General features: G+C 46.5%; 14 protein-coding genes. 12 read left to right on the top strand and 2 right to left on the bottom strand.

All coding sequences use genetic code 11. The features are described 5' to 3' along the window. Positions 1 to 203: 203 nt before the first annotated feature. Complete coding sequence (locus tag HFD99_RS05905; RefSeq protein WP_045243981.1) at positions 204 to 2228, top strand: DNA repair protein; 2025 nt, start codon at positions 204 to 206, stop codon at positions 2226 to 2228. Positions 2229 to 2377: 149 nt separating this feature from the next. On the opposite strand, the gene HFD99_RS05900 is transcribed toward HFD99_RS05905, so the two are convergent. Further along, a complete protein-coding gene (locus tag HFD99_RS05900) occupies positions 2378 to 2737 on the bottom strand; it encodes a phage holin family protein (protein WP_016820537.1) in 360 nt (119 codons plus the stop codon). Between the two features lie 153 nt (positions 2738 to 2890). Between HFD99_RS05900 and HFD99_RS05895 the strand changes: the two genes are divergently transcribed. The 4 genes from HFD99_RS05895 to HFD99_RS05880 all read left to right on the top strand — a co-directional run bounded on the left by HFD99_RS05895 (position 2891) and on the right by HFD99_RS05880 (position 7859). Further along, positions 2891 to 5260, top strand: a complete 2370-nt coding sequence (locus HFD99_RS05895) for an endonuclease MutS2 (protein ID WP_045243980.1) — start codon at positions 2891 to 2893, stop codon at positions 5258 to 5260. Positions 5261 to 5312: 52 nt separating this feature from the next. After that, positions 5313 to 5726: a DUF350 domain-containing protein gene (locus tag HFD99_RS05890; RefSeq protein WP_014599569.1), complete on the top strand. Its 414-nt coding sequence runs from the start codon at positions 5313 to 5315 to the stop codon at positions 5724 to 5726. A 55-nt stretch (positions 5727 to 5781) separates the two neighbouring features. Then, positions 5782 to 6489 (top strand): hypothetical protein, encoded by a 708-nt coding sequence (locus HFD99_RS05885; protein ID WP_016820535.1) that lies wholly within the window; start codon positions 5782 to 5784, stop codon positions 6487 to 6489. 116 nt (positions 6490 to 6605) lie between these two features. After that, on the top strand, positions 6606 to 7859 hold the full coding sequence (locus HFD99_RS05880) for an MFS transporter (RefSeq protein WP_017426641.1): 1254 nt from the start codon (positions 6606 to 6608) through the stop codon (positions 7857 to 7859). Positions 7860 to 7929: 70 nt separating this feature from the next. On the opposite strand, the gene HFD99_RS05875 is transcribed toward HFD99_RS05880, so the two are convergent. Continuing rightward, positions 7930 to 9168, bottom strand: a complete 1239-nt coding sequence (locus HFD99_RS05875; protein ID WP_045243979.1) for an NAD(P)/FAD-dependent oxidoreductase — start codon at positions 9166 to 9168, stop codon at positions 7930 to 7932. 115 nt (positions 9169 to 9283) lie between these two features. Between HFD99_RS05875 and HFD99_RS05870 the strand changes: the two genes are divergently transcribed. The 7 genes from HFD99_RS05870 to HFD99_RS05840 all read left to right on the top strand — a co-directional run bounded on the left by HFD99_RS05870 (position 9284) and on the right by HFD99_RS05840 (position 13373). Next, positions 9284 to 9520 carry a hypothetical protein gene (locus tag HFD99_RS05870; protein ID WP_016820532.1) on the top strand — a complete coding sequence of 79 codons (237 nt, stop codon included), beginning with the start codon at positions 9284 to 9286 and terminating at the stop codon, positions 9518 to 9520. Positions 9521 to 9545: 25 nt separating this feature from the next. Next, positions 9546 to 9932, top strand: coding sequence for a spore coat protein (locus tag HFD99_RS05865; RefSeq protein WP_045243978.1), 387 nt, complete (start codon positions 9546 to 9548; stop codon positions 9930 to 9932). 143 nt (positions 9933 to 10075) lie between these two features. Further along, complete coding sequence (locus HFD99_RS05860; RefSeq protein ID WP_016820530.1) at positions 10076 to 10576, top strand: Lrp/AsnC family transcriptional regulator; 501 nt, start codon at positions 10076 to 10078, stop codon at positions 10574 to 10576. A gap of 12 nt (positions 10577 to 10588) precedes the next feature. Beyond that, on the top strand, positions 10589 to 11800 hold the full coding sequence (locus HFD99_RS05855; RefSeq protein ID WP_045243977.1) for an aminotransferase class I/II-fold pyridoxal phosphate-dependent enzyme: 1212 nt from the start codon (positions 10589 to 10591) through the stop codon (positions 11798 to 11800). 114 nt (positions 11801 to 11914) lie between these two features. Beyond that, positions 11915 to 12121, top strand: a complete 207-nt coding sequence (locus tag HFD99_RS05850) for an aspartyl-phosphate phosphatase Spo0E family protein (RefSeq protein WP_016820528.1) — start codon at positions 11915 to 11917, stop codon at positions 12119 to 12121. A 100-nt stretch (positions 12122 to 12221) separates the two neighbouring features. Then, the gene (locus HFD99_RS05845) at positions 12222 to 12791 is read left to right on the top strand and encodes a hypothetical protein (RefSeq protein WP_016820527.1); all 570 of its coding nucleotides are present in this window, start codon (positions 12222 to 12224) and stop codon (positions 12789 to 12791) included. 18 nt (positions 12792 to 12809) lie between these two features. After that, positions 12810 to 13373, top strand: coding sequence for a cob(I)yrinic acid a,c-diamide adenosyltransferase (locus HFD99_RS05840; protein WP_016820526.1), 564 nt, complete (start codon positions 12810 to 12812; stop codon positions 13371 to 13373). The last annotated feature ends 19 nt before the right edge of the window (positions 13374 to 13392 follow it).

Here is a 13392-nt window from a genome sequence, read left to right as displayed (position 1 = left end):
AATGCGGGAAGCCGTATCGAATCTTAGTGACAGAGGTTCGATACGGCTTTTTGGCCTATCATCATAGAAGCTCTCTACTCTGATATTCACCCGCTGCGGGGAAGCCGGACTAATAAGGTTGAACGCTTCACGGAAGGCGGGTTACCCTAGTACCGGATACACCTTAGAATCAACATACAGTAGTATTGAAGGAGGGCATAATTGTGACTACACCAGATCGTACTCGCGTCACTGTAGAGATCTACGGTACTTCTTATAAACTTGTCGGCAGCAATAGCGATTATATGAAGCAGGTTGCTAATTACGTAGATGAACGTATGCACAGCATTTCTCAAGCACATTCGCGTCTGGATATGCCCCGAATTGCCGTGCTGGCTGCGGTTCATATGGCTGAAGAAGCTGTACAAATTCAGGAGATTCAGAGCCATATGAACCGCTTGGCAGCGGAACGGGCGGAGCTCCGGGGAGATCTGGCCCAACTCCAGACGGCTCTAGGGGAACAACAGCAGAAAAATACAGATATGCACCAAGCCCTTGTTCAATTGAGGGAAGAAAAAGAAACGACGCAGAAGAAACTGGTGGAGACCGAATCTACATCAGCCAAGGAAATTGCCGAACTAAGGGCAAAGCTTGAACAGCAGGAGAAAAAAGCGGCTGAACTTGAAAATGCACAAAAACAAGCTAAGCGTGAATTGGAAGAATCTCGTCAAGAGGCTTCTCGTAAGCTGAAAGAGCAGCAAGAGGCTGCAAATGCGCGTGTCCGGCAGACAGAAGAGCAGTTGAAGAAGGAAATAGCCGAAGCGGCTAAACAGGCTGAAGCTAAGCTTTCCGCTGCGGAAAAGGCTCATCAGGAGCGAAAACGTATAGAGCTGGACAATTTGCGATCTACTTTGCAGCAAGAGCATAGCCAGAAGATAAGCGAATGGCAGATCAAATGCTCCGGGCTGAATGAGCAGCTGGAGCAGGAACGTAAACAGGCTGAATTGGCTCTAAATGAGGAAAAGCTCCAGCATGAGGAAGCGCAGAAACGTGCTGAAGAAGCTGCACTGGAGCAGGAGATTCGGATGGAGGAGCTTCAGGAGCAATTAGAACAAGTACAAGCAGGAAATGCAGAGCTTTCTTCTCGTCTGGAGAAGGCTCAAGAGCAAGCTGCAGCATTGGAGCAACAACAGTCCGAGCTGGAGGCTGAACTGCAAACACAGCAACAGGCAGCAACAGAGCGGGAGCAGGCAAACACGCTTGCGCGTGAAGAACTGCAAAGCAGATATGATCAGTTGGTGAATGAAGCCAAGGCTACGCAGCAGCAGGCGGCTAAGCTGGAGGAAGAGCAGCGCCGGATGCAGAAGCTGCTGGAGCAAGCTCATGTATCTTCTCGCAAGCTGCAAAGCGAGCTGGCTACGCTGGCTGAAAGTGAGAAGGCATGGAAGAAGCTTGCAGAAGAACGTCAGTTGGCAGCCGATGAGTTGGAGCTTTCCCTGCTGGAAGCGCGTGAACAGAAGGAAGCGACAGAGGAACAACTACAGCAGACTGTGGCTGAGGTTGAGGCTGCTAATGATAAATATGCTTCACAACAGCAACGGCTGGTTCAACTTGAAGCGAAAATCAAGGAGCTGTCGCCTGAGCTGATTCGTGTTCAGGACGAGCTTGAGAAAGCCCAAGTCCGAGAGCAAGAGAGTGCGAAGGCGTATCAATCGCTTCAGGAGCAATATGGAAGCATGAAGAGCCGAGCTGGACAGCTGGAGCAACATATTAAGCAACTCCAGCAGGAAAATCATGACCGGCAAAGTGAATTGGAACGTGCTGAGAAGGCCTCTGTGGAATGGCAGCTTAAATACGATCAGTTGAAGGCTGAAGCGGAACGTTTGGAAGCTGAAGATGCTGCCCGCAAGGAAGAATTTGCTTCTTGGGAACGGGAAATAGCGGTAACGATTGAACAAAAAGAACAGCTTCAGGAGGAGATTCGTTCCGCGGTTGAAGCTGCCAACACCGCAAAGGCAGAACAGCAGTCCATAGAGCAGGAACGCATGGCCTTGCAGTCTGAGTTAGATGAAGTAGGTCAAAAATATGAAATGGCGGCTCATCAGCTTCGTTTACTACAAGTACAACAGGACGTAGACCGAGAAAATGCAGAGAAGATTTCAACAGAATTACGTCAACTAAAGGAAGAATACACCAAGCTTCAAACCGAGTATAATGAATGGATTGAGCTTATCGAACAGGATCAGTAGATACGGATTATAAATGTAAGGCAATCCCCGGCTGCTCATGGCCGGGGATTGTTTGTTTATGGTATCGCTAAGAAGTATAAATGACAAAAAGCTGTCCTTTGGCAGATGAATCTGCTTCGGGACAGCTATGCTGGAAGTGTTTGCCGAAATTATTTCCCTTCCTTGCGCCCGGCTTCAAATGGTGTCGATACCGGAATGAAGAGATCGATAATCCCGATAACCAATGCAGCGAGCAATGCGCCCATAATCGAAACACTAACATGGGCCACGACATATTGAGCGACCCAGATAACCAGAGCGCTCACTAGGAAACCAACGATACCGCGTCCAAATGGAGAAACGCGTCGACCAAATATCGCCTCGACGATATAGCCAATCAAGGCAATGACAATGGCAAGGATCAGCGCACTCCAAAAGCCGCCTACACTAAATCCGGGAACGATCCAGCTTACGACCATCAGAACCAGAGCGGCAACGATGAAACGTACAATGTGCCCAAGAATGCTCACGGAATAACCTCCTTTGTTTTTTTGAATTAACAGGGTTAGACAAAGGTTAGTGTGTGGCATGAAGAGCTTTCTTATGTGTAAAGCAGAGTTGGCAAATAGCGTAAGTTTGCTGCTTTCGGTATAATATAGATATAAGTGAAAGGAGCAGTGAAGTTGGACTCTAAAATTTTTAAAACCCTTGAATATCAAAAAATTCTAAATAAACTAAGTCACTATGCCCAAACGGCAACGGGACAACAGACAGCCCTTCAATTACAGCCCAGCGATGATTTGGAGCATATCAAGAAATTGCTAAAAGGTACGGATGAGGCCTATGCTGCTGATCGGTTGAAAGGAGTGCCTTCATTTAACGGAGTGGTGGATATCACTCCTACGGTGAAGCGTGCCCGTATTGGAGGAACGTTAAGTCCGCAGGAGTTACATGGTATTCGGACAACGGTTCAAGCTGCACGCCGTATACAGGTGTATGTAACAAGTCTGCATGAGGAAAATCCGGTTGAAACATTGCTGTATTGGAGTGAGCAACTTTCGGAACAAAGAAGTTTGGAAAACTCCATTAAAGGCTGTATTGACGAAAATGCAGAGGTACTGGATTCTGCCAGTACAGAGCTTTCACAAATTCGCCGGGAACTGCGCTCCGGTGAAGTGCGTATTCGTGAAAAGCTGGATTCCATGATTCGTTCCTCAACTGTGTCCAAAATGCTTCAGGATCAGTTGATTACGATTCGTGGAGATCGGTTTGTCATCCCGGTCAAGGCCGAATACCGTTCTTATTTTGGCGGAATTGTGCATGATCAATCCGGGTCTGGCGCAACCTTGTTTATCGAGCCAGAATCCATCGTGGCCATGAACAACAAGCTGAGGGAAACCAGGCTGAGAGAAGAGCGTGAAATTGAAGTCATTTTACAAAAGCTGACCGCACTTGTCGCAGAACAAGCGGATATGTTGCTGTATGATGTGGATATTTTAGGCAATCTTGATTTTATTTTTGCGAAAGCTCGTCTCGCTCGTGAAATGAAGGCAACGCTGCCCTTAATGAATGATCGCGGGTACTTGAAGCTGAAAAAGGGTAGACACCCTCTAATTCCGTTGGAACAGGTCGTTCCCATAGATGTGGAACTGGGTAATTCGTACACCTCCATTATCGTTACCGGACCGAACACAGGGGGGAAAACCGTTACCCTGAAAACTATAGGTCTGCTAAGCTTGATGGCGATGTCTGGACTGTTTGTGCCTGTTGAGGATGAAAGCCAGCTCTGCGTGTTTGATGCAATCTATGCCGATATTGGTGACGAGCAGAGCATTGAGCAAAACTTGAGTACATTTTCCAGTCACATGACCAATATTATTAGCATCTTGAAAAATATGACACCCAAAAGTCTTGTATTGCTTGACGAAGTGGGAGCAGGAACGGACCCGGCAGAAGGTTCTGCCCTGGCTGTATCTATTCTGGAGCATATACATGCTCTGGGTTGCCGCATGGTGGCGACGACTCACTATAGTGAATTGAAGGCGTATGCCTATGAGCGCAAAGGAATTATTAATGCAAGTATGGAGTTTGATGTCGCTACATTAAGCCCGACTTACCGCCTTCTGGTTGGTGTACCTGGGCGAAGTAACGCTTTTGCCATTGCCGAGCGATTGGGATTACCAGGACGTATATTAGACTATGCCCGTGGTGAGGTAACCGAAGAAGACCAGCGCGTCGAGCACATGATTGCGTCACTGGAGCAGAACCGTTTGACCGCTGAGCAAGAACGGGAAAAAGCAGAGCAGCTGCGTAAGGAAATGGAAGTATTGCGTACACGTCATCAGACCGAGCTAGATAAGCTGGAGTCACAACGGGACCGTATGCTAGAAAAGGCCGAAGACGAAGCAAGAGTTCTCGTGGATAAGGCTCGTAGTGAAGCAGAGAAAATCATTACGGATTTGCGTAAATTGGCTCAGGAAGAGGGAGCCTCGGTTAAGGAGCACAAGCTGATTGCAGCTCGTAGAGAACTGGATGAAGCAGAACCGAAACAACGCAAGAAAAGTACAGTCAAACGTCCGGCGACTCCGCGTACTCGTTCCATCATGGCTGGCGATGAAGTATCAGTTCACAGTCTGAATAAAAAAGGCCATGTGGTTGAACTAACTGGCAGCAAGGAAGCTATCGTTCAACTGGGTATCATGAAAATGAAGGTCAGTCTGGATGATCTGGAGCTGCTGCAACCAGCCCCAACGACTACTCCAAAGGTCCAAAAGTCAGTGACTGGCGTTAAGCGGACACGGGATGATAACGTGCGAAGTGAACTTGACCTTCGGGGGGCAAACGTGGAGGAAGCGCTGATGGAAGTGGACCGCTTCATGGATGAAGCGTTTTTAGCCAATCTGGGTCAGGTATACATTATTCACGGCAAAGGTACGGGGGTCCTGAGAACTGGTATTCAGGAGTACCTTCGCAAGCATAAGCATGTGAAAAGCTACCGTATCGGTAACTACAATGAAGGCGGCACGGGTGTAACGGTTGCTGAATTGGAATAGATATGGGTTGCTGACCGAGAACGCTTGGTAGAACGGGAGGGACGAGGTGAAGATGGCGATTGATGAATTGCTATCACATCCGTTGGGGATGATGCTGGGTTATTTCTCCGTGGCGGTGCTGGAGTTGATTGTATTTTTGTCCTGCTTTGAGCTGGTAACCCGTTATAAATGTTGGGAAGAGATCAAGCGAGGCAATGTTTCGGTAGCCATGGCAACGGGTGGGAAAATGTTTGGTATTTGCAACGTGCTCCGCTTTGCGATGGAGGCTAAATCCAGCGTATATGATACGATGATCTGGTCATTCGTTGGTTTTTTACTGCTACTTGCGGCGTACTTTCTTTTTGAATTTCTGACACCGGTATTTTCTATCGATCAAGAGATTAAAGAAGATAACCGTGCGGTCGGCTTGTTCTCTATGATTATTTCAATATCGTTGTCGTATGTGATTGGTGCGAGTGTAACTTGACACATCCTGTATACTAAAGCTTGGTATACGCATCGGAACGGAAGGATGATAAAGCTTGGAAATGACTATTTGTCCATGGTGTAACATGGAAATTATTTGGGATGAAGAATTAGGACCTGAAGAAGAGTGTCCTTATTGCCATAATGATCTGAAAGGATACTCAGACATAGCCGATGACGAAGAGGAGTCTGAGTCAGTTTCTCCATCTGTTCACAGACATACGGATGGGCATGAAGATGCGACACACGATCATGCGGTTTCTGTAAGTCCGGCGCTCGGCGCTCATGGAAAAGAAGACCTCAAGGGTTATCGTACATTAAGTATTCAGCTCGGCGATGATGAGGAGCAGGATATTTTATACGAGGCAGAGGATGAAATCGTATCTGAAAAGCCAGCTGATGCACCGTTATTGCAGGATAATGAGCTTCATAAGCTGCCTGTGCTGCATACTTTACAAAAATTCGAAGAAAGCGGTGCGGATCTAATGGCTTATGAGCAAGGTGCTGAACAATTACTCGACAGACAAGATGAGGTTCTTGAATGTTCCCAATGTGGAGAGTATATGCTGCATGCGGGTTCGCAAACCGTAACCAGAGAGGGCTTCGAACCATCGATGTCTCCGGTGCTCGGCAAACCTGTTCTGGACTTGCCGTTCGTCTTGAATGTTTATGTGTGTCCTAGCTGCTTCCATGTTCAGCAGACTTTGTCAGAGAATGACCGACTGCGAATGCTGGAGAAACTCAGCGGTATTTCCAATAATTAAATGGCAATTCCCCGGATAGGTCCCAGCTCAATACGGGCATGTTAAATCAAAGAAATCTTTGAACAAGCTGACTCGTAATAAGCTGATTGGTGATTTTTCCGTTAGGGGGAACTGCATTGAAATCAAACCTGAACGGACAATCCATTCTGCTATTAAGCTTGAATGGATTGTTTGTGTTTGCAGCAGCATTGTCCGGCACATTTCTTAATGTGTATTTGTGGAAAAGCAGGCAGGATTACGCGATGATCGGCTGGTTTAATGTCAGTCAACAAATTGCGCTGGGAATTATGGTCTGGGTAGCTGGAAAGTGGGTCAAGGAACATAACAAAATGAATGCCCTGCGCGTGGGAACCGCATTGTCCGGCTTATTTTATCTCATCGTGTTGTATACAGGACCGCAGGCTGTAAACTACATATGGCCGCTAGGAATGTTGTTGGGTGCAGCCTTAGGTTTATTTTGGCTAGCGTTTAATGTCATTTTTTTCGAAGTCACGGATCAGGCAAGCCGTGATCATTTTAACGGATGGGTGGGTCTGCTGGGCTCGTTTTCCGGTATAGTGGGTCCTTGGCTCTCTGGTTGGATTATTGCACGTATGGAGGATGACGCGGGTTATCGCGTGATATTCAGTATTTCTTTGGCCTTTTATGTCGTAGGAGTGGTGTTAAGTTTCTTTCTTCGCAAGCGTAAACCGACAGGAAAGTACAATTGGAAAGAGCCTAAGCAGCGTTTGTCGCAAAAAGGAAGTATGTGGCGTCCGTTGTCGTTATCACTTGTTACACAGGGCATCCGTGAAGGAGTGTTTGCTTTCCTGATTACGCTGCTCGTGTATGTAGTTACTCAACAGGAATGGAAGCTAGCACAGTTTTCACTTATTACATCGGGGGTTTCATTTTTCAGCTTTTGGGCTGTCGGAAAATGGCTCAAGCCACACTATCGCTCGGCTGGTATGTTGTTGGGTGCCGTGCTGTTGGTGATCGCGCTTTTACCATTATTGTGGCGTATGGAGTATAGCACGCTGCTGATTATGGGGATTGGCACCGCTTTGTTCATGCCCTTGTATTTAATTCCTATGATCTCTGCGAGCTTTGATCTAATGGGTACGAGTGAAGGAGATGCTAATCAGAGAGTGGAACTGGTTGTACTGCGCGAACTATGTTTAATGATAGGTCGGTTGACAGGAACACTCGTTTTCTTGGGTGTTCTAAGTATTAGCAAGGCTCCTACGGCGATGATCTGGTTGTTGATTGGGCTGGCATTAATGCCAGTGATTGGATGGGTTTTTATGCGAAGTGTGCTGAAAATGGAACAAAAAACGAAGCAAAGCAAGTCTCATTCCCATGCACGACGCTTGCACAAGCAAACCGAATAATTGAAAAATTCAATACAAAAGAGCCTCCAAATCCGTTGATATAGGAAAAGGAGGTCTTTTTGTATCACATTTAAATTATCGGTTCTGTAGTCTCAGGCGAGGGTTTGGTGGGACGGGTCAGAGAAAAAAGCTCCATTTCAGGTCGGTGTGTGCCCGTCAGTTCATCAGCCAATAGCTGTGCGGCCACCATGCTCGTAACCGTCCCATTTCCCCCGTAACCCTCCAAAAAGTAGCAGTTAGGAAAACGCGGATGTGGACCAATATACGGCAAGCCGTCGTGAGAAGAGCCGAATACAGCCGCCCAAGCATAATCGATTTGAAATGGGACACCGGGAAAATGCTCCTGTAGTGCTTGCAGCAGCTTGTGCTGTTGGTGCAACAGCCTGATTTCGCGCTGCTTGGCAACCAGTACAGGTTCATCCAAACCACCAATGATGATGCGCCCTTCCTGTGTTGAGCGCATATATAGATAAGGACGAGCAGTTTCCCAGATCAGACACTGTTCATGCCATAAAGGCGCCTCTCCGATTGGATTGGTGGCGATAGCGTAAGAGCTTTCTAGCACGGCTCCGCGATCTGTTTTAATCTCTTGAGTTTCATAACCTGTTGCAAAAACAACTTTTTTTGCACGGATCATCCGGCCATTGGCATGACAAACGACCTCATTCTCTTTGAATTCAAAATGCTTAGCTTCTGTATGCTCATATAAGCGAACACCGAGACGGCTGGCAGATTGCAGCAGTCCCTGGGCAAACAAAAATGGATTAACCTCGGCATCTTCGTGCGTATACAAGGCTGCTGGTTTTCGAAATGGAAATCGGGCAGCAACCTGTTGCTCATCCCAGTATTCCACTGGAAATCCAAAACGGGTTAACTGTTTATATTCTTCCTGCAGCACCTGCACATCCTCTGCAGTACTTGCGTAGTACAGGCTGCTGCGGCGAATAAAGGAAGGGTCTCTGTCCAGTGTGGCAGCCAGTTGATCTAGCTGATTCAGAGCATCCCTACACATACGGTAAAACAGTACGCCGTTGGTCTCGCCAAACGTGTTAATAAAAGAGGTTAAAGTCTTGTCATTGCTATATTGCAGCAATCCAGTATTGGCTGAAGAACTTCCATGTACCAGCCTTCGCTTGTCAATAAGTACAGTGTCGACCTGTCGTTCTCCCAATAACCGGGAGCAGAGGGATCCGCCCATCCCGCCGCCGATGATTAGTACATCACAATTTATATCCTCAGCTAAAGGAGGAAAATCCAGCGTTTGCTCCAAGGTACTCGGCCAATACGTATTCCCGCTTATTAATTCCATATAAATAGCACTCCCCATAGGCAATATGTAGTATCTCTTATGTGTACATAGTATTTCGCCAAACGGACAAGATAACCAGCGTGCAACAAAACATTTAAGGAGGGACAAAAAGACTATGCAATCTATGAACATGCAACCCTTGTCAGGCAAAGAACTGGAGTACATCGTTGACTCCATTTCCAATGAGGAACTCCTGTTAAAACAATGTGCGGCAACAGCGGCGTCTATTCAGCAGCCTGCCATTCAACAAGCCTGTTTGCAACTGGCGAAAACTCATGAGCACCACTTGAATGTACTTTTCAATGCTCTTCAACAACATCAACAGCTTGCTCCTATGCAACCGCAGCAGTAATTACTACAAAAGGAGGTTTGACAGGATGTATTCACAAAACAATATGTCATTTATGCCCGAAGAAGATTTGCTCTATAGCATTCTTGCTGATATGAAACGTACAGTACGCGAGTACACAACAGCGACGACAGAATCCAATTGTCCGTCTGTGCGTCAGATGTTCACCGACCTTACGAATGATACATTGCGTATGCAAGGTGATTTGTATCATCTAATGAGCCAGAACAATATGTACGCCGCCCCAACGAAAGCACTGCGCATCGATTTGGACAAACAGATTCAAGAAGCTCGCAAGACCCAACAGGAATGCCAACAGTTCATTCAGCAGAAGTCATCATCCGCCAGAGCATATGGCCAGCCTATGCACCAGCAAGGCCAATCAGCTCACCAAAACAACCCTTATTATATGTAAACGGGATTTTCTGTTTTTGAAGCAATTTCCCATAACAGCCGTCCGTCTGCCGGGTTTACCGGGGCGGACGGTTTTTCTTTGCAGGTTTAAAGTGCGTATTGTATGATGTATAGTAATCTCTTTCGATGGAGGCCTTATGTAGAATGACAGAGCTGAATGAATTGAAATTAAAAGTACTGGAATTGTTAAAAGAAGATGCAAGAAGAACACCGACTTTGTTGGCTACTTTGCTGGGGGTTGACGAGCAGGATGTACGCACCTCAATTAAAGAGCTCGAAGATCAACATGTGATTGTCAAGTACGCCGCTGTAGTCAATTGGGACAAAGTTGATGACGAAAAGGTTACCGCTTTGATTGAAGTACAGATTACACCTGAGCGTGGAAGAGGATTTGAAGGGATTGCAGAGCGGATTTATTTGTATCCGCAAGTTAAATCTGTTTATCTCATGTCCGGAGCATATGACTTGCTGGTAGAGGTGGAGGGCCGAAACCTCCGTGAAGTCGCTAATTTTGTGTCGGAGAAACTGTCGCCTATTGACTCTGTTTTGTCTACCAAGACTAATTTTACGCTTAAAAAATACAAGCAGGACGGAATTATCTTTGAGGACCATGAGGAAGATAATCGTCTGATGATTTCGCCGTAAAGGAAGATCATGATGAATCTCAAAACAGAAGCATTTACCGACACCAACAAAGCCATGAGTTCTTATTTATCCCCATTGGTACGCGAGATCCCATCATCGGGTATTCGTAAGTTTTTTGACCTGGTGGGTGGTAACAAGGACATTATTACCCTGGGGGTAGGCGAACCCGATTTTACAACCCCTTGGCACATGCGGGAAGCCTGTGTCTATTCATTGGAGCGAGGCTTCACCAGCTATACATCTAATGCGGGAACGCCAGAACTGCGTGAAGCGATTAGTGAGTATCTGAATGAGCAATTTGACGTCCGCTATGATCCTAAAAATGAGATTATCGTAACAGTTGGAGGTAGCGAGGCGATTGATCTTGCGTTGCGCGCCTTAATTGTACCTGGTGATGAAATTCTTGTGCCTGAGCCGTGTTACATCTCCTATTCTCCAATCACTTCGATTGGAGGCGGGATTCCGGTCGGCATTGAAACGTTTGCCAAGGACGAGTTTAAGCTGACGGCTGAGGCGCTGGAGGCCAAAATTACACCTAAATCCAAGGTGCTAATTTTATGCTATCCGAGCAACCCGACCGGTGCTACGATGACTTATGAAGATTGGCTTCCGATTGCAGAAATCGTGGAAAAACATGATTTGATCGTCATCTCTGATGAAATCTATGCCGAATTGAATTATGGCGATAAGCACGTCAGCTTTGCTTCGGTACCAGGTATGATGGATCGTACGATTCTCGTCAGTGGTTTTTCCAAAGCCTTCGCTATGACTGGCTGGCGTATTGGATATACTTGCGGGCATCCTGATTTGATTGCTGCTATGCTCAAAATCCATCAGTACACCGTCATGTGTGCGCCCTCTATGGGCCAAGTTGCAGCCTTGGAAGGCTTGCGAAATGGTATGGGTGAAAAAGATCGAATGGTAGAAGCCTATAATCAGCGTCGTCGTCTGATGGTTGAGGGATTCCGTGACATTGGTCTGGAATGCCACGAGCCAAGAGGGGCTTTTTACGTTTTCCCGAGTATTCAAAGCACAGGCCTCAGCTCGGATGAATTTGCACAGCGCCTACTGGCAGAGGCCAAAGTTGCGGCTGTACCGGGCAATGTGTTTGGTTTGGGAGGCGAAGGGTATCTTCGTTGCTCATACGCGACTTCTGTCACTCAGCTGACGGAAGCTTTGGATCGAATTGGTCATTTTGTAGAAAAAGTGAAAAAAGAAGGTTAAATTTATTTTTTTATGGGTAATTCATAGAAAATAGTCTTTTATTTCTAAATTTCTATGCTATAATTTGAAATCGGAAGCAGGAAGTTCAATTTTTCAATTACAGGAGGAGTGCTCATGTCATATGTTGGATATAATTCGCCGAGTTCAATAGGATACGACATTTCCCTGGAAGATGAAATTTTGTTCCTGCGCAATGAGATGATGCGGACGTTTCAGGAAGAGCAGTCCTTGACCTCTGATCTTGTCATCGAGATTAGCTGCAAACTAGATTTGAAAATCAATGAATACATGAAGCTGTACGGTACGGAATGCAGAGTGTAACTGTGTGAAGTCACCATAGCTACGAAGAAGGCCGCAGGGCCTTCTTTTTTTGCGTTCACAACTTATGATATATTAGTGGCATGGAAGAGGGGGCGTACAGATGAAAGCAGGGCTAAAAAGGCTATCGCCATGGATCATCGGAATCATAGCACTTGTACTATTGGCTGGATGTGGGGGGCGAGACAAGGACAGCTTCTCCATATTTATTATGGATAAAGGGGATGCTTCAGTCATTCGTGACGAGCTGGCACAAAAGCTTAAGGATAAGCTGGGCGAACAGGCTCCGACAATCGAGATTTCAGTCAGCCCACTGTATAATCAGCAGAAGCTGGTCGTAGAATATGCGGCCGGAGAACATGATTTGTTTCTTTTGCCGGAAGAGGACATGAAGTTGTATGGACAAAATGGTTCGAATCTACCCTTAGATGATGCCTTTGACAAGAAGACATATGCCCGGGGTGTATTCGAAGGCGGCGTATTTAAGAAAAAGGAGCAAGGGGAAGAAGGAACGGATGTCATCAAGGAAACTCATTTGTTCGGAATTCCGGTGGAGCAGATGAAGATGTTTAAGGACCTAAAATATAACTCAAACACATTATTTGCTACCGTACCGCCACGCACAAGCAATAAGGAAGAAGCCATCAAGGTGCTGAAAGCACTCACAGAATGATAAAGGGGATGAAAAAGTATGGGGATTTATACCAGAACAGGTGATGAAGGACAAACTTCTGTGATCGGCGGTCGAGTGTCTAAAGATGACGACCGTGTGGAGGCGTACGGTACCATTGACGAGCTGAACAGCTTTGTGGGACAAGCGATCAGCTTTGCCGAAGGGGAAAAGTTTGCGGACATTCGGACTCAATTGGAAGAAATACAGCAGGAGCTGTTCGATTGTGGTTCAGATTTGGCGTTTGTTAAAATCAGTGAAAGTAAATATAAGGTCAAAGACGAGCTGGCAGAGCGGCTGGAAGGCTGGATTGATGCATGCCAAGAGGAAAACCCGAAGGTGGAACGCTTTATTATCCCGGGAGGCAGTACATTATCTTCGACGCTTCATGTTTGCCGCACGGTTTGCCGACGTGCGGAACGCCGTGCTGTTACACTAGGTAAGCACACAGATATCAATCCTGCGGTACGTCGGTATTTGAACCGCCTGTCCGATTATTTCTTTGTTGTGGCTCGCACTGCGAATGTACGTCAGGGTGTACCTGATGTCGAATATGTTCGCAGCAAAAAAGTGTTCCGCAAATAAGGAGGCAATCAGGAATTTG

This window comes from Paenibacillus sp. EKM301P (assembly GCF_011800295.1).
In the GTDB taxonomy this organism is placed as follows: Bacteria; Bacillota; Bacilli; order Paenibacillales; family Paenibacillaceae; genus Paenibacillus; species Paenibacillus polymyxa.
The sequence above is the reverse complement of the archived record's forward strand: the minus strand, read 5'-3'. Positions and strand labels throughout refer to the sequence as shown.

What these genes read in the sequence shown, in the direction of transcription:
- HFD99_RS05890 (WP_014599569.1), top strand. Translation starts at nt 5,313, where the DNA reads ATGGCGATTGATGAATTGCTATCACATCCGTTGGGGATGATGCTGGGT.
- HFD99_RS05875 (WP_045243979.1), bottom strand. Translation starts at nt 9,168, where the DNA reads ATGGAATTAATAAGCGGGAATACGTATTGGCCGAGTACCTTGGAGCAA.
- HFD99_RS05870 (WP_016820532.1), top strand. Translation starts at nt 9,284, where the DNA reads ATGCAATCTATGAACATGCAACCCTTGTCAGGCAAAGAACTGGAGTAC.
- HFD99_RS05865 (WP_045243978.1), top strand. Translation starts at nt 9,546, where the DNA reads ATGTATTCACAAAACAATATGTCATTTATGCCCGAAGAAGATTTGCTC.
- HFD99_RS05860 (WP_016820530.1), top strand. Translation starts at nt 10,076, where the DNA reads ATGACAGAGCTGAATGAATTGAAATTAAAAGTACTGGAATTGTTAAAA.
- HFD99_RS05855 (WP_045243977.1), top strand. Translation starts at nt 10,589, where the DNA reads ATGAATCTCAAAACAGAAGCATTTACCGACACCAACAAAGCCATGAGT.
- HFD99_RS05850 (WP_016820528.1), top strand. Translation starts at nt 11,915, where the DNA reads ATGTCATATGTTGGATATAATTCGCCGAGTTCAATAGGATACGACATT.
- HFD99_RS05845 (WP_016820527.1), top strand. Translation starts at nt 12,222, where the DNA reads ATGAAAGCAGGGCTAAAAAGGCTATCGCCATGGATCATCGGAATCATA.
- HFD99_RS05840 (WP_016820526.1), top strand. Translation starts at nt 12,810, where the DNA reads ATGGGGATTTATACCAGAACAGGTGATGAAGGACAAACTTCTGTGATC.